Origin of the sequence: Polynucleobacter tropicus (genome assembly GCF_013307225.1) — a bacterium.
GTDB lineage: Bacteria > Pseudomonadota > Gammaproteobacteria > Burkholderiales > Burkholderiaceae > Polynucleobacter > Polynucleobacter tropicus.
On the sequence record NZ_CP028942.1, the window covers coordinates 472,766 to 490,981 of the forward strand.

16 protein-coding genes and 1 pseudogene are annotated in these 18,216 nt (G+C 46.7%); 16 read left to right on the forward strand and 1 reads right to left on the reverse strand.

Features of this window, described 5'->3' with window-relative positions; translation table 11 throughout:
• Positions 1-28 precede the first annotated feature (28 nt).
• From hisC to cysM, 12 genes and pseudogenes are all read left to right on the forward strand, one after another.
• Positions 29-1,153 carry a histidinol-phosphate transaminase gene (gene hisC / locus DCO17_RS02510; protein ID WP_173955236.1) on the forward strand — a complete coding sequence of 375 codons (1,125 nt, stop codon included), beginning with the start codon at positions 29-31 and terminating at the stop codon, positions 1,151-1,153.
• A complete protein-coding gene (locus DCO17_RS02515; RefSeq protein ID WP_254598803.1) occupies positions 1,150-2,034 on the forward strand; it encodes a prephenate dehydrogenase in 885 nt (294 codons plus the stop codon). The genes hisC and DCO17_RS02515 overlap by 4 nt, the downstream gene beginning before the upstream one ends.
• A gap of 5 nt (positions 2,035-2,039) precedes the next feature.
• Positions 2,040-3,359 (forward strand): 3-phosphoshikimate 1-carboxyvinyltransferase, encoded by a 1,320-nt coding sequence (gene aroA, locus DCO17_RS02520; RefSeq protein ID WP_173956679.1) that lies wholly within the window; start codon positions 2,040-2,042, stop codon positions 3,357-3,359.
• Positions 3,360-3,374: 15 nt separating this feature from the next.
• On the forward strand, positions 3,375-4,037 hold the full coding sequence (gene cmk / locus DCO17_RS02525) for a (d)CMP kinase (protein WP_173955237.1): 663 nt from the start codon (positions 3,375-3,377) through the stop codon (positions 4,035-4,037).
• A 156-nt stretch (positions 4,038-4,193) separates the two neighbouring features.
• On the forward strand, positions 4,194-5,867 hold the full coding sequence (rpsA, locus tag DCO17_RS02530; RefSeq protein ID WP_173955238.1) for a 30S ribosomal protein S1: 1,674 nt from the start codon (positions 4,194-4,196) through the stop codon (positions 5,865-5,867).
• 52 nt (positions 5,868-5,919) lie between these two features.
• Positions 5,920-6,216 (forward strand): annotated as a pseudogene (locus tag DCO17_RS02535) (integration host factor subunit beta); the annotation flags it as partial.
• A 108-nt stretch (positions 6,217-6,324) separates the two neighbouring features.
• Complete coding sequence (lapB, locus tag DCO17_RS02540) at positions 6,325-7,536, forward strand: lipopolysaccharide assembly protein LapB (RefSeq protein WP_173955240.1); 1,212 nt, start codon at positions 6,325-6,327, stop codon at positions 7,534-7,536.
• A 40-nt stretch (positions 7,537-7,576) separates the two neighbouring features.
• Positions 7,577-8,941, forward strand: coding sequence for a UDP-glucose dehydrogenase family protein (locus DCO17_RS02545; RefSeq protein WP_173955241.1), 1,365 nt, complete (start codon positions 7,577-7,579; stop codon positions 8,939-8,941).
• Between the two features lie 26 nt (positions 8,942-8,967).
• Complete coding sequence (gene rfaE1 / locus DCO17_RS02550) at positions 8,968-9,897, forward strand: D-glycero-beta-D-manno-heptose-7-phosphate kinase (protein WP_173955242.1); 930 nt, start codon at positions 8,968-8,970, stop codon at positions 9,895-9,897.
• Complete coding sequence (gene rfaD, locus DCO17_RS02555; protein ID WP_173955243.1) at positions 9,894-10,913, forward strand: ADP-glyceromanno-heptose 6-epimerase; 1,020 nt, start codon at positions 9,894-9,896, stop codon at positions 10,911-10,913. Before rfaE1 ends, rfaD begins: the two co-directional genes overlap by 4 nt.
• 88 nt (positions 10,914-11,001) lie before the next feature.
• The gene (locus tag DCO17_RS02560; protein ID WP_173955244.1) at positions 11,002-11,439 is read left to right on the forward strand and encodes a ComEA family DNA-binding protein; all 438 of its coding nucleotides are present in this window, start codon (positions 11,002-11,004) and stop codon (positions 11,437-11,439) included.
• Positions 11,440-11,480: 41 nt separating this feature from the next.
• Entirely contained in the window at positions 11,481-12,392 is a 912-nt protein-coding gene (cysM, locus tag DCO17_RS02565) for a cysteine synthase CysM (protein ID WP_173955245.1), read from the forward strand.
• Between the two features lie 21 nt (positions 12,393-12,413).
• Here cysM and DCO17_RS02570 read toward each other — a convergent pair whose 3' ends face one another.
• Positions 12,414-13,697 carry a lytic murein transglycosylase gene (locus DCO17_RS02570; RefSeq protein WP_173955246.1) on the reverse strand — a complete coding sequence of 428 codons (1,284 nt, stop codon included), beginning with the start codon at positions 13,695-13,697 and terminating at the stop codon, positions 12,414-12,416.
• 71 nt (positions 13,698-13,768) lie between these two features.
• On the opposite strand from DCO17_RS02570, the gene DCO17_RS02575 reads away from it, so the two are divergent.
• The 4 genes from DCO17_RS02575 (at position 13,769) to DCO17_RS02590 (ending at position 18,190) form a co-directional block, all read left to right on the forward strand.
• Positions 13,769-14,689 carry a histone deacetylase family protein gene (locus DCO17_RS02575; protein WP_173955247.1) on the forward strand — a complete coding sequence of 307 codons (921 nt, stop codon included), beginning with the start codon at positions 13,769-13,771 and terminating at the stop codon, positions 14,687-14,689.
• 72 nt (positions 14,690-14,761) lie between these two features.
• Positions 14,762-16,414: an acyl-CoA synthetase gene (locus DCO17_RS02580; protein WP_173955248.1), complete on the forward strand. Its 1,653-nt coding sequence runs from the start codon at positions 14,762-14,764 to the stop codon at positions 16,412-16,414.
• A gap of 90 nt (positions 16,415-16,504) precedes the next feature.
• Complete coding sequence (locus tag DCO17_RS02585) at positions 16,505-17,254, forward strand: electron transfer flavoprotein subunit beta/FixA family protein (RefSeq protein WP_173955249.1); 750 nt, start codon at positions 16,505-16,507, stop codon at positions 17,252-17,254.
• Positions 17,255-18,190, forward strand: coding sequence for an electron transfer flavoprotein subunit alpha/FixB family protein (locus DCO17_RS02590; protein ID WP_173955250.1), 936 nt, complete (start codon positions 17,255-17,257; stop codon positions 18,188-18,190).
• The last annotated feature ends 26 nt before the right edge of the window (positions 18,191-18,216 follow it).

The following is an 18,216-nucleotide window of genomic DNA, read 5'->3' on the forward strand; positions in this document are numbered from 1 at the left end:
AATCAGTAAACACATTTAGTAAATTCGAATGACTTCTAAGATTGGCTTAAAACACATTCATGCGATTGCCCCCTATGTTGGCGGCCGTCCAATTAGTGAGGTGGCGCGTGAATACGGTCTTGATGAAAACAAGATTGTGAAGTTGGCGTCTAATGAAAATCCATTAGGAATGCCAAAGTCTGCACAAGAAGCAATGCTCAAGGCTGCTGGTGATTTAGGTCGTTATCCCGATTCAAATGGATTTGAATTAAAGAATGTTTTATCCGCCTCTTTAGGCGTGCCATCTGATTGGATTACGCTAGGTAATGGCAGTAACGATATTTTGGAATTAGCTGCTCGTGCAGTTGCGCAAGCAGGTGATGAAGTGATTTTCTCTAAGCATGCATTTGCTGTTTACCCGCTTGCCACTCAGGCGGTTGGAGCAAAAGCAGTGGAGGTGGCTGCAACTTCAAGCTACGGACATGATTTGCCAGCAATGCTCGCTGCCTTGAAGTCAGCGGGTGATAAAGCGAAATTGGTTTTTGTGGCCAATCCAAACAATCCCACAGGAAGTTACCTCACTGCCAAAGAGATTGAAGACTTTTTAGTGGCGCTGCCATCACATGTTGTGGTGGTATTGGATGAGGCCTACAACGAATACCTCACACCAGAGCAACGTTATGATGCGATTGCTTGGGTGAAGCGCTTCCCGAATATGATTTTGTCGCGTAGCTTTTCTAAGGCTTACGGTCTTGCAGGTCTACGTATTGGCTATGGAGTTGCTCAGCCACATTTAACGGATTTATTAAATCGCATTCGTCAGCCATTCAATGTCAATAGTCTGGCGCAAGCTGCTGCGATTGCCGCATTTCAGGACAAAGCGTTTTTACAAAAAGGCTTTGAGCTTAATTGCGCTGGTTATGAGCAGTTGACGAAAGCATTTGATCAACTAGGTCTTCGCTATTTGCCATCAGCTGGTAATTTTGTATTGGTCAAGGTAGGCGATGACGATCAAGCGGGCGCGCGCATGAATTTAGCCTTGCTTAAGCGCGGCATTATTGTTCGTCCAGTTGGTAACTATGGCTTGCCGCAGTGGTTGCGCATCTCAATTGGTTTGCCAGAAGAGAACGCAGCTTTTATCGACGCATTAAAAGCAATCTTGGCAAGCGAATGACCATTATTAATCCAGCAAGCAATTACGGAACCGTCACCATTGTGGGTGTTGGTCTGATTGGTGCCTCTCTAGGTCTTGCCCTCAAAAAAGCGGGGGTTGTCACAAAGGTGCTTGGTGTTGGTCGTAGCAAAGAAAATTTAGATCAAGCGCTAAAGATGGGTGCGATTGATGGTGTAGTCGATTTAGTAGAGGCTACAAAGCAGTCTGATGTCATTGTGCTTTGTGTACCTGTTGCACAAATGCGCGCGGCATTTGAAGTGATGGAGCCACATCTTGAGTCGCGTACCATGATTACGGATGCTGGCAGCACTAAAGGCGATGTGATTTTGGCCGCCAAAGAAGTCTTGGGTAAAAAGGCTTGTCAATTTGTGCCGGCGCACCCAATTGCTGGTGGTGCGCAACATGGTGCTAGCGCAGCAAGAGCAGATTTGTTTCAAGGCAAGCAAACCATTATTTGCCCGCTACAAGAAAATTCACCAGAAGATACTGCGCTGATCACCGGATTTTGGGAGTCAGCGGGATCTGCAGTGAAGAAAATTGGCGTTGTGCAGCATGATGCTATTTATGCCGCAGTCTCACACTTGCCGCACATTTTGTCTTATGCCTTAATGGCTAGCGTAGTGAATTCTGAAGACGCAGATCAGAAGCTGGGTCATGTTGGCGCAGGGTTTAAGGATTTCACGCGCATTGCCGCTTCTAGCCCAGAGATGTGGCGTGATATTTGCCTTGGAAACCGCGCCGCTATTTTGAAAGAGCTCGATCAATATTTATTAATTGTCAATCACATGCGTAAATTGATTGCGGAAAATGATGGCGCTGGTTTAGAAAAATTATTTAACAAAGCTAGTAAAGCGCGTCAAGATTTGGATGCATCTGAATGAGTGGTTTGCCTGATATCAGTATTGGCCCATTCAAGAGAGCGCAAGGCTCGATTGTCTTGCCTGGCTCAAAGAGTATTTCTAATCGCGCGTTATTGCTTGCAGCGCTTTCCTCTGGAACAACGACTCTTAAAAACTTATTGGATGCCGATGACACCCAAGTCATGCGTAATGCCTTGCGTCAGTTGGGTCTCACGGTTACTGATAAAGACAATCATGTTTGCGTGGTTGAGGGCTGTGGCGGCAAATTTCCTGTGCAAGATGCAGATCTCTTTATGGGAAATGCGGGTACTGCGATTCGACCATTAACTGCAGCACTGGCAATGCAGGGCGGCAACTATCGCCTGTCGGGTGTTGCGCGCATGCACGAGCGACCTATTCGTGATTTGGTTGATGGTTTGCGTCAAGTGGGCGCGAAGATTGAGTATGAGCTGCAAGAAGGTTATCCGCCAATCAAGATTTTGGCTTCGCCTATTCAGATAAAAGATGTGGTGAAAGTGCGCGGCGATGTATCGAGTCAATTCTTAACTGCTTTGCTGATGGCTTTGCCTTTAGTGGCAAATGAACCAGTGCGCATCGAAGTGGTTGGTGAGTTAATTTCACGTCCATACATTGATATCACCTTGAAGTTGATGGCAAGGTTTGGAGTAACTGTTGCATGTCCTGATGCGCAGTCTTTTGTGATCCCAGCTAAAACATCTGATGCGGTCTACAAGAGTCCTGGTCAGTTATCGGTTGAGGGCGATGCTTCTTCCGCATCTTACTTCTTGGCTTTAGGCGCTATCGGCGGTGGCCCAGTGCGTGTGTTGGGTGTGGGCAAAGACAGCATTCAGGGGGATGTGGCATTTGCCGATGCGCTTGCCTTGATGGGCGCCAAAATTACTGCTGGTGAAGATTGGATAGAAGTTGCTGGTGTAAAAAATACCAATGGCAAACTCAACGGCATCACCTTAGATTGCACTGAAATCCCGGATGCGGCGATGACTCTGGCGGTTGCCGCTTTATTTGCTAATGGCCCAACACGCTTAAACAACATAGCAAGCTGGCGCGTGAAAGAAACCGATCGAATTGCAGCAATGGCAAAAGAATTAAAAAAAGTGGGTGCAGTGGTTGAAGAGGGCGCCGACTACATTGTGGTGAATGCACCAGCATCACTCAGTGATTGGAAATCTCCAACTGAAGGTATTGACACCTACGATGACCATCGCATGGCAATGTGCTTTTCATTAGCCGGATTTGGCCCGAATTCACTCAAGATTAATGATCCGAATTGTGTGGCAAAAACATTCCCAACTTATTTTTCGGAATTTGCGACGGTAGTTGCGTAATTTCTTAAGCTTTTTATGAGTCAATTCCCAGTCATTGCCATCGATGGACCTACTGCTTCAGGTAAGGGCACAGTTGCATCCCTGGTGGCTCAAAAGCTGGGCTTTCATTATTTGGATAGTGGTGCCTTGTATCGTTTGGTGGCTCTAGCGAGTGAAAAACAAGGAATCGATGCTAAAAATGGCCCAGAATTGGGCCTTTTAGTTCCTAAGTTATTGATTTTATTCAAAAATAACCAAGTTTTCTTGAATAATGAGGATGTGACCGAGGCTATTCGCGCAGAAAACATCGGCTTGAGAGCCTCTGCAGTGGCGGTTCATCCAGAGGTGCGTGCTGCCTTGGTGGGCTTGCAGCGCAGTTTTCGGCAATCTCCTGGCTTGGTGGCCGATGGTCGCGATATGGCCAGCGTGATATTTCCAGATGCGATTTTGAAGGTTTTTCTCACCGCAACTGCGGCCGCGAGAGCCGAACGTCGCTATAAGCAATTGATAGCTAAGGGAATTTCTGCTAAACTTGAGGACTTGCTGCAAGATTTGCAGGAGCGTGATGCCAGAGATAGCAGTAGAGGCACTGCCCCCTTGTTAGTCGCAGACGGTGCAAAAGTGCTCGAAACATCAGATTTGTCGATAGATCAAGCAGTTAAGACAGTTTTGGATTGGTATCAATCTGCAATTGCTTAACTCAGTTTTGTAAGTAGTGAGTAGTTAGTAGCGAGCTGTAAGTAGTAATTTTGGTGTCTTGAGAAACTCCACAACGCGATTATTTCTTTAGCGTGTTTCTTTAAGGCTTTTTTAACCTAACCCGTCGGGCCTTCTGGCGGCACAAAGTGAATATACATGTCTGAATCATTTGCAGAACTATTTGAAGAATCATTAACCCGATCGAATATGAAGACCGGCCAAGTTATTTCGGCTGAAGTTCTTCGCATCGACCATAACTTCGTCGTTGTTAACGCTGGCTTAAAGTCTGAAGCGTTTATTCCTGTTGAAGAATTCCATAACGACGCTGGCGAGATTGAAGTAGCTCCTGGCGATTTCGTTTCTGTTGCTATTGACGCTCTTGAGAACGGCTATGGCGACACCATCCTCTCTCGCGATAAAGCGAAGCGTTTGGCATCTTGGTTGAATTTGGAAAAAGCTCTCGAGCAAGCAGAAATCGTTACCGGTACTGTTACTGGTAAGGTTAAAGGCGGCTTGACAGTAATGGTGAACGGTATCCGCGCATTCTTGCCCGGATCACTCGTTGATACACGTCCAATCAAAGACACCAGCCCTTACGAAGGTAAGACGATGGAGTTTAAGGTTATCAAGCTTGACCGTAAGCGTAACAACGTTGTGTTGTCACGTCGTGCTGTGGTTGAAGCTAGCCAAGGTGAAGAGCGTGCTAAGTTGATGTCTAACTTGAAAGAAGGCGCAGTGGTTACTGGCCTCGTTAAGAACATTACTGATTACGGCGCATTCGTTGACCTCGGTGGTATCGACGGCCTCTTGCACATTACCGATTTGGCATGGCGTCGTGTGCGTCACCCAAGCGAGATGTTGACTGTTGGTCAAGAAGTGACCGCGAAGATCTTGAAGTTTGATCAAGAGAAGAACCGCGTTTCACTCGGCGTGAAACAACTTGGTGATGATCCATGGGTTGGTATCGCTCGTCGTTACCCACCAAATACCCGTTTATTCGGCAAAGTGACTAACCTGACTGATTACGGCGCATTCGTTGAAATCGAAAGCGGCATCGAAGGTTTGGTACACGTTTCTGAAATGGACTGGACTAACAAGAACGTTGCTCCAAGCAAGGCTACTGCATTAGGTACTGAAGTTGAAGTAATGGTTCTCGATATTGATGAAGACAAGCGTCGTATCAGTTTGGGCATCAAGCAGTGCAAAGCAAATCCATGGGAAGAGTTTGCACGTTCACAACAAAAAGGCGACAAGCTTTCTGGCGCAATCAAGTCAATTACCGACTTTGGTGTGTTCATTGGCTTGCCTGGCGGTATCGATGGCTTAGTTCACCTCTCAGACCTCTCATGGAATGAGCCAGGCGAAGAAGCTGTTAAGAAGTACAAAAAAGGTGATGAAGTTGAAGCCACCGTTTTGGCAATCGATGTTGAGAAAGAACGTATCTCTCTCGGCATCAAGCAATTGTCTGGTGACCCATTCAACAACTACACTTCTGTGAATGACAAAGGCGCTATGGTTACCGGCACTGTTAAGAGTGTTGATGCTAAAGGCGCAACCATTCACTTGGCTGATGAAGTTGAAGCTTACTTGCGTGCCTCTGAGATCTCAACAGATCGCGTTGAAGATGCTCGCAATGTATTGAAAGAAGGCGATAGCGTAACTGCAATGATCATCAACATTGATCGTAAGTCACGTGCAATCAACCTTTCAATTAAGGCAAAAGATAGCTCTGATCAACAAGATGCAATGAGCAAGCTCCAAGGTGATGCGCAGTCTGGCACAACCAATTTGGGCGCTTTGTTAAAAGCAAAATTGGATAATCAAGGCTAAATCAATATCGCCGCTTTCCATTGGGAGGGCGGCGATTTTTTATTGATAGATCATGACAGATCAAGAGCAACAAGCAATCACCCGCTCCGAACTAGTGGAGAGCTTAGCGGAACAGTTTCCGCAGCTACTGCCTAGGGATGTGGAGTTGGCGGTAAAGACATTGCTGGACACAATGACTCAAGCCTTGGCTGAAGGTAAGCGTATTGAGTTGCGCGGCGTGGGAAGTTTTGTGCTTCACCATCGTCCTGCGCGCACAGGTCGCAATCCGAAGTCTGGTGAGAAAGTATTGATTCCGGAAAAACGCGTTCCGCACTTCAAGCCTGGCAAAGAGTTGCGTGAGCGAGTTGATTACAAGCCTTTGAAACAGGCGAGCCCTAAAGAGGGTACTGGTGCCTAGTATTCAGGCTCAACCTCAGTGGTCCAATCGGACCATTTTTTTATTGGATTTCTGCTAAGCATGATTCAAATTGCGACATCTTGGTTATTGTTGCTACCAGTCATGTTTGGTATTGGCTGGCTTGCTTCCCGCTGGGATCTGCGACTTGAAAATCGCATGGATGAGCGCGAACGTATGCGTCAACAGCGCTCTACCTTTAAAGGTCTGAGCCTTTTATTAAATGAGCAACCAGATCAAGCGATTGAGACACTGGTCAAGATTGCGCAGTTAGACCCCGAAACAGTTGAATTGCATTTTTCCTTAGGGAATTTATTCCGTCGTCGTGGTGAAACTGAACGTGCGATTCGGGTGCATCAGCACTTAGCCAATCGCGATGACTTAAAGCCACGTGATCGAGATCATGCTGCCTATGAATTGGGTCGCGACTTTTTGCGTGCTGGTTTATTGGATCGCGCAGAAGCTTCACTCAATCGCGTGGGTGAAGGCAAATATGCTGTTCCAGCAAAAGAAAGTCTTTTGGAGATGTATCAAGTAGAGCGTGATTGGAAGAAGGCCATCATTGCTGCTACTGAGCTCGAGAGTCTTCAGGGTAAATCACACCGCACCGAGATTGCTCAATTCCATTGTGAGCTGGCTCAAGATGCTTTGCGTCGTAAAGACTTATCTGAAGCCGAACAATCTATTCAGCGTGCTTTGCAAGCTGTGCCAAATCATGCCCGCAGTCTAATTCTGCAGGGCGATTATTTAATGGCGATGGAGCGTCCCGCACAAGCTATTGAAGTATGGGGTGTAGTTGCAGATTCACACCCAGCTTATATGCATCTATTAGCGGATCGTTGGATGCTGGCTCATACCGCCTTAGGCAAAGAGTCTGAGGGCTTAGATCGACTCTGCGCGCTCTTAAAAACACAGGCTACTGGCGAGTTGTTGGATATTGTGCACAAGCAAGTTATGAAGATTCGTGGCCCAGAAGCTGCCAATGCGATGTTGTCTGAGGTCATGCAGCATTCACCTAGCTTGAGTGCTTTATCAAAGCTTGCTGAAACACGTGTTGCATTAGAGGAAGGCAATGCCAACCCAGAAAGACTTTCGGAGTTGCAGTCCATTCTGAATCTCTTGCGCCAACGTACAACGAGTTTGGCTCGTTATACCTGCGGTAATTGTGGTTTCCGTGCGCGCCGTTTTTATTGGCAGTGCCCTGGTTGTAATAATTGGGAGGCATACTCACCAAGACGCTCAGAAGGTGTCGCGCCAAGCGGCCCTTCAATGTGATTGATTTAAAGAAATAAGATGCTGAGAAAATAGAGGCCGCATGAAAGTTACGATTGTTGGAAGTGGTTATGTGGGTTTAGTTACCGGAGCCTGTCTTGCAGAGCAAGGCAATAATGTCTTCTGCTTGGATTTAGATCCAAAGAAGATTGAGATTCTGAATTCTGGTGGCGTGCCTATCTATGAGCCCGGCTTAAAAGAAATGATCGAGCGCAATCGCGCTGCTGGCAGATTGCAGTTCTCTACGGATATCGCCGCTTCAGTAGCGCATGGTGATATTCAATTTATTGCAGTAGGCACTCCCCCTGATGAAGATGGCTCTGCGGATCTGCAGTACGTAGTAGCAGCTGCGCGCAATATTGGTCGCCATATGACCACTCCAAAAGTGATCGTTGATAAATCGACTGTACCTGTTGGAACAGCAGATAAGGTATCAGCTGCAATTACTGAAGAATTAGAAAAGCGTAATTTACCTGCCGATCTGTGCTCTATTGTTTCAAATCCGGAGTTCTTAAAAGAAGGTGCTGCGGTAGAGGACTTTATGCGCCCTGACCGGATTGTGATTGGTACGGAAAATACGCCAGCTGGTTTACGTGCTAAAGAACAGATGCGGAAACTTTATGCACCATTTAATCGCCACCATGAGCGCACCTATTACATGGATGTAAAGAGTGCGGAGTTAACTAAATACGCTGCTAACGCCATGTTGGCAACTCGTATCTCCTTTATGAATGAGTTGGCCAATTTGGCTGATCTCGTAGGCGCGGATATTGAAGCCGTGCGCCAAGGCATTGGATCGGATTCGCGTATTGGTTTTGGTTTCTTGTATCCGGGCACAGGTTACGGCGGCTCTTGCTTCCCGAAAGATGTGTCTGCGTTATCAAAGACCGCCAAAGAGCACGGTAGAGAATTGAAGATTCTTGGTGCAGTTGACGCGGTAAATGAAATTCAGAAATATGTATTGGTAGAGAAGATCGAAAAGCGCTTTGGCAAAGATCTTTCTAATATGAAATTTGCATTATGGGGGTTAGCGTTCAAGCCAAATACGGACGATATGCGTGAAGCACCAAGTCGTGTCATTATTTCTGAGTTGGTTAAGCGTGGCGCCACGATTGTTGCCCATGATCCAGTCTCAATGCCAGAAGCTAAACATGCTTTAGAGCTCGATTTTCAGAGCAATCCCCAGGGACTGAAAAAAATTTCTATGGTTGATAACCCCATGAATGCACTTGATGGCGCCGATGCGTTGATCATTGTTACCGAGTGGAAAGCATTCCGTAGCCCCGATTTTGATGTGGTTCTCCAAAAATTAACTCGCCCCATCATTTTTGACGGACGTAATTTGTATGAGCCTCAAGCAATGCAAGAGTTGGGTATTGAATACCACGGCATTGGGCGACATAATTAAACAAGTCATTAATAAAAGCTATTCAAATGGAAAAAGCCAATCGCGAACAATTTTCTAAGGCGCGCCTGCTGGTAGTAGGCGATGTCATGCTGGATCGCTATTGGTTTGGCGATACCAACCGTATTTCTCCCGAGGCACCAGTGCCAGTGGTTCAGGTTGGCAAGATCGATGAGCGCTTAGGCGGCGCTGCAAACGTAGCACGCAATGTGGCAGCTCTTGGTGCGCAAACAACTATTCTGGGAATTGTTGGTCAAGATGAGCCAGGTGAGCGGGTGATCAATTTGTTGAAGTCGGGTGGCGTTGATAGTCAACTTGAGATTGATGCAAAAGTTCCAACGATCGTGAAGTTGCGTGTGATTGCACGTCAGCAACAGTTAATCCGCTTGGACTTTGAAGAAGCTCCAAGCGAGAAAGCTTTGGCACACAAGTTAGAGCGCTTTGAAAAATTAGTTGGTTCTGCAGATGTTGTGATTTTGTCAGATTACGGCAAAGGTGCTCTAGGTCAGGTTGCCCATATGATTGAGCAGGCTAGAGCGCAAAACAAAATGATCTTGGTTGACCCCAAGGGTGAAGATTATGAGAAGTATCGTGGCGCTACCGTTTTAACGCCAAATCGCAGTGAACTGCGTCAAGTGGTTGGACAGTGGACTAGTGAAGAGGATCTCACCAAGAGAGCGCAAGATCTCAGAAAATCTCTTAACCTTCAGGCGCTATTGCTTACACGCTCTGAAGAAGGTATGAGTCTATATACCGAAGCTGGTGTGAGCCATGTAAAAGCGCAGGCTAGAGAGGTGTTTGATGTATCTGGTGCTGGCGATACGGTTATTGCCACTTTGGCCGTTGCCTTGGCAGCGGGTTGGCCATTAGAGCGAGCAATGGCTTTGGCAAATCGCGCTGGTGGAATTGTGGTTGGTAAGCTGGGTACTGCTACCGTTACTTCAGAGGAATTACAGTGACTATTATCGTAACTGGCGCCGCAGGATTTATTGGCGCGAACATCGTTCAGGCTTTAAATGTGCGTGGCGAGAAAAATATTATTGCTGTTGACGACTTACGTCCAGCCGATAAATATCGCAATCTCGCTGATCTCGACATTATTGATTACCTTGATAAAGATGAATTTCTAGAAGCATTTAGAAGTGGTCGCTTTGGCAAGGTAAAAGCAGTATTTCATGAGGGCGCTTGCTCCGATACGATGGAGGCCGACGGTATTTTCATGATGGCGAATAACTATCGCTACACCATGGATTTACTGGATATCTGTACCGCTAAAAAGGTGCAGCTCTTGTATGCCTCTTCTGCTGCCACTTATGGCGGTTCCGATGTGTTTGTTGAAAGCCGTGAGAATGAGAAGCCTTTGAATATTTATGGCTACTCAAAGTTCTTATTTGATCAGGTAATGCGTAAGCGTTTTGCTGAAAATGCGAACACTGCTCAGGTAGTGGGCTTTCGCTACTTCAATGTATACGGTCCACGCGAATCGCATAAAGGCCGTATGGCATCCGTAGCATTTCATCAATACCATCAATACAAGGCAAATGGCCACGTAAAACTATTTGGTGAATATGGCGGCTATGGACCAGGCGAGCAAAGTCGCGACTTTGTATCGGTTGAAGATGTTGTCAAAGTAAACCTTTTTTTCTTAGATCACCCAGAGATCAGCGGAATCTTCAATTTGGGCAGTGGTCGCGCGCAACCATTTAACGATGTTGCGCATGCTGTTGCTAACGCGATGCGCAAATTAGATAAAGCGCAACCAGCAAGCTTGCAAGAACTGGTTAAAGAAAAAGCGATTGAGTACATTCCATTTCCGGAAGCACTCAAAGGCAAGTACCAATGCTTCACGCAGGCCGATTTAACAAAATTGCGCGCTGCTGGATATTCAGAGCCTTTCCTCAATGTTGAACAGGGCGTCAGCCGTTATATCGAGTGGCTAGAAGCCAATTCTGATTTCTTGGCAAACCCACTGTAAGTTAGTCAACTAGATCCATACATCTTCGTTGTAATTGATCCACGCGCACTTTGTGCCCGTGGATTTTTTATTTATCTCTGGAGAATGTATGACAAATGTAAATTTTGGAAGTGCCAAAAATATGATGAGATCCGCCTTGGTCTCAGCAGTAATCTCAATTTCCGGTTTAGGTATCAGTCTAGGCACAGCAATCGCCTCACCTATTAATGTCAACACGGCATCTCAATCTGAATTAGAAAGTATCAAAGGCATTGGCCCATCTAAGGCGAAAACCATCATTGCGGAGCGTCAAGATGGCGGTCACTTTCAGGATGCCAATGATTTGCAAAAGCGGGTGCGTGGTATTGGTATGAGATCGGTTGAAAAGATGGTGGATAACGGCCTAACCATTGAGTCACCAAGTTCTTTTCGGGAGCCAAATGGGCGCACGCAGAAAGAAGGGGGAGTCTCTGGCCGCCGTCATTCGCGTAATCAGGGTAATGGGCGTAATTCATCGGAGCGTGCAGCGCCACATCGCAGAAATTAGACCCCTTCGCGCTTAGGTTTGCTTACGGCTAAAATCAGCATATGAGCAGGCCTTCTTACCTAACCATTTCACAAACTGTAGGCAATACGCCTTTGGTGCGCTTGCAGCGTATTCCGGGATTGGAAAATGACGCCCGCAACAATGTCATTCTAGGTAAGTTAGAGGGTAATAATCCAGCGGGGTCGGTTAAGGACCGACCTGCGCTGTCGATGATCATGCGCGCACAAGAACGTGGCGAAATTAAACCTGGCGATACCTTAATCGAAGCAACCAGCGGAAACACTGGTATTGCTCTGGCAATGACTGCCGCGATGTTGGGTTACAAAATGATTTTGGTGATGCCAGAAAACCAAAGTATCGAGCGTCGACAAAGCATGGCTGCTTATGGCGCTGAATTAATTTTGACGGCAGCTTCGGGTGGTATGGAGTTTGCGAGAGATTACGCCTTGCAACTGCAACGCGAAGGTCGTGGAAGATTGCTTGATCAGTTCGCCAATCCCGATAACCCTAGAGCGCATATCGAAACTACAGGACCTGAGATTTGGCGTGATACCGATGGCCAGATTACCCACTTTGTTTCAGCAATGGGCACTACCGGCACTATTACAGGTGTATCGACTTATCTAAAGTCCATGAATCCCAATATTCAAATTATTGGCGCGCAACCTGAAGAGGGCTCTCAGATTCCAGGCATTCGTAAATGGGCCCCAGAATATTTACCAAAGATATATCAAGGCGAACGGGTTGATTGCATTGAATATGTAACCCAAGCTGATGCTGAAGATATGGCGCGTCGCTTAGCAGTAGAAGAAGGTATCTTTTGCGGCATTTCAGCGGGGGGAGCTTTAGTGGTTGCCTTGCGCATCGCGCGTCAAGTTGAAAATGCCACGATTGTCTTTATTGTGTGCGACCGTGGCGATCGCTACTTATCTACTGGCGTTTTCCCGGCATAAGCGAATAGCTGTAACTATTCATTAGTTTGTTTTTGGTTTTTTCTTAGCGCTCGACTTCTTACTGCTCTTGCTTTTGGGTTTATCAGAGACATCTTTGGAGCTGCTTGTTTTCTGTAAAGTCTCTACGGGTACGGCGGTTTGGTTTTTATAGCCTAAAGCTTCCGCAAACTCCGCTACGCTTTGTGCATAGAAATAGCTTCGGTTGTATTGCACGATCGTCAGAAAATTATTTAAACCAACAAAGTATTGCGCCTGCTCTGATCCATCTTTGCCTGGAAACGGCAGGTCAACAATAAGCCCTTTGCTTTGAGGCTCTACACCGCCACGTTGCAAGTCACCTTGTTGTGGACTCAAAATTCCCTTCTGAATTAATTCGGCAACGGTATGTTTCAGTTGCGGCTCACCATCCGCCAATTCTTTAGCAGCGCTTAAGCCACTTTCTTGCACTGGGAAGGAGATGGGCATACCAGTTTGCCAGCCATGTTTCTTCATAAAGTTGGCAACGCTGACGATGGCATCTTTAGGACTTTGCTTTAGGTCGATGCGTCCGTCACCATCCCCGTCGATTGCAAAGCTGCGAATGCTACTGGGCATAAATTGCGGCAAACCAATGGCCCCAGCATAAGAGCTGTTTTGATTCAGGCAAGAATTAAAGCCAGCTTGATTAACCCCCTGAGTAGTATTTTTGGCTGGTAGCTGACCACCGGATTCTGTCCAGCAAAGCAAAATAAGCTCTTGAAGCTGATCTTTAAAAAGCTGCTCTCGAGCAGTTTTGTTTGGGGTATCCGGATAACTGAAGGCTAGGGTCGATAAAACATCTTTCACTCGAAAATTGCCAGTTTGGCGACCGTAAATCGTTTCAATGCCGATGATGGCTGTAATGACTTCGGCTGGCACCCCATAGGATTGCTCAACCTGGCTTAAAAAGGCTTGGTATTCCTCTAAAAAGGCCTTTCCAGCCTTAAGTCGGACAGGTTCGATGAAGCGCTTGCGGTAGGCTAACCAATTCTTCTTAAAGGTTCCCGATGGGGGTAATACCAATTTGCGTATAGAGGGAATCGTTTTAGCATCTAGGAAGCCCATTTCTAGGGTCTGAATGGGGATTTCCTGGGTTTGGGATACCTGATTAAGTAGGGCGTTCAGGCTTTGGTTATAGCGCGCTTCGGTGGCTGCATCATCCGCCTGGTTTACGATGGTTTGCTGGGCGCCACTTTGTTGTGGGGGTGTGCTTGAACAGGCTCCAAGAGCGAGTATCGCTAGCAGGAGCAGTGGGAAGTGGATGCGCAAGCAGGAATTTGGGGACATAGAATTTAACGAATTAAGCAATGTTGATTAGATTATAAAAATTACAGTTTTGTTATTAAGGATTTAGGTAAATGACAACAGGATACATAACTCATCCCGATTTTCTGAAACACGAGATGGGTAGTCATCACCCTGAATGTCCAGAACGCATTCAGGCAATTAATGATCAAATGATCCGCAGTGGTATCGATCACTTCCTGCATCACTTGGATGCGCCATTAGCTAGTGAAGATCAACTCGAGTTAGTGCATAGCCCAGACCATATTGCCTTTGTAAAAGAGCAGGCGCCACAGAGTGGGTATGCCATGCTTGATGGCGACACCATTATGAATCCGCATACTTGGCAAGCCTCTTTACGTGCGGCTGGTGCCGCAATAGCTGGCGTTGATGCTGTAATGAAGGGCGAAGTTGAAAATGTGTTTTGCGCAGTAAGGCCTCCTGGTCATCACGCAGAGCCAACACGCTCAATGGGTTTTTGTCTCTTTGATAACGTTGCCATTGCCGCACGATATGCGATGGAGACCTACGGAATAGAACGTGTGGCAATTATTGATTTTGATGTGCATCACGGCAATGGAACTGAAGCCGCATTCTTCAATGATCCAAGCGTGTTGATGTGCAGTTTCTTCCAGCACCCGTTTTACCCATACAGCGGTCTTGATCACGCTAACAATATGGTCAATGTGCCTTTGCCTGCCGCGACCCGTGGCGATGTGGTGCGTTCGATTGTTGAGGAAAAGTGGCTACCAGCCCTACGCAATTTTGAGCCGCAACTCATCATTATATCTGCGGGATTTGATGCTCATCGTGAAGATGATTTAGGCCAGATGGGATTGGTAGAAGACGATTATGTGTGGATCACTAAGCGCTTAAAAGAAGTTGCGCATGAGTTCGCTAATGATCGCATCGTGAGTTGCCTAGAAGGTGGTTATAACCTATCCGCTTTAGGTCGCAGTGTTGTAGCTCACGTAAAAGCATTGGCTGATATCTAAAGAGTAAAAGTAAAAACAAAAGTAAAAGCAAAAGTTAAGAAGAACAAATACAAGGGTTATTGAAAGTAAAAGATGGCAAATATTTATGAACAGGGTCTAGAGCGTAATTCAGCGAATTACACCCCGATTACTCCACTGTTGTTCTTAGAAAGATCAGCCGAGATCTATCCTAAAAAAGTAGCCATCGTGCATGGCAAGTTACGTCAGACTTGGGCGCAGACCTATGATCGTTGCCGTCGCTTAGCAAGCGCCTTGCAAAAGCATGGCGTTGGGATTGGCGATACTGTTGCCGTCATGCTTCCTAATACGCCCCCTATGGTGGAAGCCCACTTTGGTATTCCGATGGCTGGCGCTGTATTGAATGCCTTAAATACCCGCTTAGACCCAGAGTCTGTTGCCTTCATGCTTAATCACGGTGAGGCAAAAGTGGTAATCGTCGATCCAGAATTTTCTGGCGTTATGAAAAAAGCGCTTGAGATTGCCAAGAAAGATAGCGGTCGTGACTTCTTGGTAATTGATGTGGAAGAAAAAGAATTTGATGTGCCTGGCGAGAAGTTGGGTAAGTTAACTTATGAGCAGTTGCTAGCTGAAGGCGATCCTCAGTTTGCATGGCAAGTGCCCGCTGATGAGTGGCAAGCGATTTGCTTAAATTACACCTCTGGTACTACAGGCAATCCAAAAGGCGTGGTGTATCACCACCGTGGTGCAGCGATTAATGCCGTATCCAATGTTTTGGACTGGGATATCAACAAACATCCAGTGTATTTGTGGACACTCCCAATGTTCCATTGCAATGGTTGGTGTTTCCCGTGGACGATTGCCGCGCGTGCAGGCATTAACGTCTGCTTGCGTCGTGTAGATGCGCAACATATTTTTGCCGCCATTAAAGAGCATGGTGTTACTCACTACTGCGCGGCACCGATCGTGCATAACTTGCTAGTGAATGCCCCGGACGAGCTCAAGGCCGGCGTGCCTGCGGGCGTGAAGGGCTTGATCGCAGGTGCTGCGCCTCCAGCCTCCATTATTGAAGGTATGGAAAAGTTAGGCTTCGATCTAACCCACGTATACGGCTTAACTGAAGTGTATGGCCCCGCTGCAGTTTGCGTGAAGCAAGAAGAGTGGGATGACATGGATATTGGTGAGCGTGCTCGTTTAAATGCGCGTCAAGGCGTTCGCTATCACATGCAACAAGCGATTGATGTTTTGGATCCAGAAACAATGAAGCCTGTTCCTGCCGATGGCGAAACCATGGGCGAGATTATGTTTAAGGGCAATATCGCCATGAAGGGCTACCTTAAGAATGAAAAAGCTACCAAAGAAGCATTCGAGGGTGGCTGGTTCCATTCAGGGGATTTGGCGGTGAAGAACCCCGATGGTTACGTCAAGATTAAAGACCGTAGCAAAGACATCATTATTTCTGGTGGTGAGAATATTTCATCAATCGAGGTAGAGGATGTGCTTTATCGTCATCCAGCAGTGATCGCTGCGGCGGTGGTAGCTAAGCCAGATCCAAAGTGGGGCGAGACGCCATGCGCATTCTTGGAGGTTAAGCCTGGCGTTGAAGTAACACCTGCTGACATCATTGCCCACTGCAAGCAACATTTGGCGGGCTTTAAGGTTCCCAAGGCGATTGTGTTTGGGGAGTTGCCAAAGACATCTACAGGAAAAATTCAGAAGTTTGAATTGCGCAAGCAGGCTGGTTCTGCGGCTGCAATCGATGTCTAGTTATCAATGATGGGGGCGTTAAAATAAGGATTACCCCCATTTTTAGTAAATATTCTGTTTGTTAGTAGTCATTGAGGATTGTGAATTCAGATGAAAATCTTAGTAGCTGTTAAGCGTGTAGTGGATTACAACGTCAAAGTGCGCGTGAAGTCCGATAACTCTGGTGTGGACATCGCCAACGTCAAAATGAGCATGAACCCTTTTGATGAGATCGCGGTTGAAGAAGCTGTCAGACTTAAAGAAGCTGGTGTAGCAACTGAAGTGGTAGTGGTTACCGCAGGCGTTACCCAGTGCCAAGAAACTCTCCGCACTGCTTTAGCGATTGGCGCTGACCGTGCTATCTTGGTTGAAACCGATGCCGAGTTGCAGCCTTTAGCGGTAGCTAAGATTCTCAAGGCACTCTCCGAAAAAGAACAGGCTCAAATTATTATTTTGGGCAAACAAGCGATTGATGACGATAGTAATCAAACTGGTCAGATGTTGGCTAGCTTGATGGATATTCCACAAGCGACATTTGCATCTAAAGTAGTTGTTGCTGATGGTAAAGCTACCGTAACTCGCGAAGTTGATGGCGGTTTAGAAACTATTGCATTGTCATTGCCAGCAGTCATTACTACCGACTTACGTCTCAATGAGCCACGCTATGTGACTTTGCCAAACATCATGAAGGCCAAGAAAAAGACGATCGATACGATTACCCCGGATAGCTTGGGTGTTGACATCGCCCCACGTCTTAAAACGATCAAAGTAGAAGAGCCGCCTAAGCGTAGCGCGGGTGTCATGGTTGCTGATGTGGCCGCTCTTGTTGAAAAACTCAAAAATGAAGCGAAGGTGATTTAAATGGCTGCACTCGTTATTGCTGAACACGACAATCAATCTTTAAAAGCCGCCACTTTAAATGCGGTTGCTGCTGCTTTGCAGTGTTCCCCAGAAGTGGACGTATTAGTTGCTGGTAGCAGCGCTGATGCGGCTGCAGCTTCTGCAGCGCAAATTGCTGGTGTGCGTAAAGTCATTCAAATTGATGCAGCTAATTTAGCTGATCAATTAGCGGAACCTTTGGCAGCGCAAATTCTTTCTGTGGCCAAAAACTATAGCCACATATTAGCCCCTGCAACTGCTAATGGTAAGAATGTATTGCCACGCGTTGCAGCTAAGCTTGATGTTGCTCAGTTATCTGACATTACTAAAGTGGTTTCACCTGATACGTTTGAGCGTCCAATCTATGCAGGTAACGCAATTGCGACAGTGCAAAGTGCTGACCCCATCAAAGTGATAACTGTGCGCACTACTGGATTTGATCCTGTTGCTGCTACAGGTGGATCTGCCGCAGTTGAAAAAGCATCTGCTGATGACTCTGCAAACAAGTCATCCTTTGTGGGTCGTGAGTTGACTAAATCTGATCGTCCAGAGCTAACTGCAGCCAAGATCATTGTGTCTGGTGGTCGTGGTTTGGGTTCTGGCGAAAAATATGAAGAGTTGATCGTGCCTTTGGCAGATAAGCTGGGTGCTGCATTGGGCGCCTCACGCGCTGCGGTTGATGCGGGCTATGTACCAAACGACTATCAAGTTGGTCAGACCGGCAAGATCGTTGCGCCACAGCTCTATGTAGCCGTTGGTATCTCTGGCGCTATTCAGCACTTGGCCGGCATGAAAGATTCCAAAGTGATCGTGGCGATTAATAAAGATCCAGAAGCGCCAATCTTTGGCGTTGCCGATTATGGTTTGGTAGCTGATCTCTTTACTGCTGTGCCCGAACTGACAAAGGCGCTTTCGTAATTACGTAGCTGATTTGAATTGATAGG

Coding starts and splice junctions, on each gene's coding strand:
- DCO17_RS02585 (WP_173955249.1), top strand. CDS start 16,505: ATGAAAATCTTAGTAGCTGTTAAGCGTGTAGTGGATTACAACGTCAAA.
- cysM (WP_173955245.1), top strand. CDS start 11,481: ATGAGCAGGCCTTCTTACCTAACCATTTCACAAACTGTAGGCAATACG.
- DCO17_RS02560 (WP_173955244.1), top strand. CDS start 11,002: ATGACAAATGTAAATTTTGGAAGTGCCAAAAATATGATGAGATCCGCC.
- DCO17_RS02570 (WP_173955246.1), bottom strand. CDS start 13,697: ATGTCCCCAAATTCCTGCTTGCGCATCCACTTCCCACTGCTCCTGCTA.
- hisC (WP_173955236.1), top strand. CDS start 29: ATGACTTCTAAGATTGGCTTAAAACACATTCATGCGATTGCCCCCTAT.
- rpsA (WP_173955238.1), top strand. CDS start 4,194: ATGTCTGAATCATTTGCAGAACTATTTGAAGAATCATTAACCCGATCG.
- DCO17_RS02545 (WP_173955241.1), top strand. CDS start 7,577: ATGAAAGTTACGATTGTTGGAAGTGGTTATGTGGGTTTAGTTACCGGA.
- rfaE1 (WP_173955242.1), top strand. CDS start 8,968: ATGGAAAAAGCCAATCGCGAACAATTTTCTAAGGCGCGCCTGCTGGTA.
- DCO17_RS02580 (WP_173955248.1), top strand. CDS start 14,762: ATGGCAAATATTTATGAACAGGGTCTAGAGCGTAATTCAGCGAATTAC.
- lapB (WP_173955240.1), top strand. CDS start 6,325: ATGATTCAAATTGCGACATCTTGGTTATTGTTGCTACCAGTCATGTTT.
- DCO17_RS02515 (WP_254598803.1), top strand. CDS start 1,150: ATGACCATTATTAATCCAGCAAGCAATTACGGAACCGTCACCATTGTG.
- DCO17_RS02590 (WP_173955250.1), top strand. CDS start 17,255: ATGGCTGCACTCGTTATTGCTGAACACGACAATCAATCTTTAAAAGCC.
- DCO17_RS02575 (WP_173955247.1), top strand. CDS start 13,769: ATGACAACAGGATACATAACTCATCCCGATTTTCTGAAACACGAGATG.
- cmk (WP_173955237.1), top strand. CDS start 3,375: ATGAGTCAATTCCCAGTCATTGCCATCGATGGACCTACTGCTTCAGGT.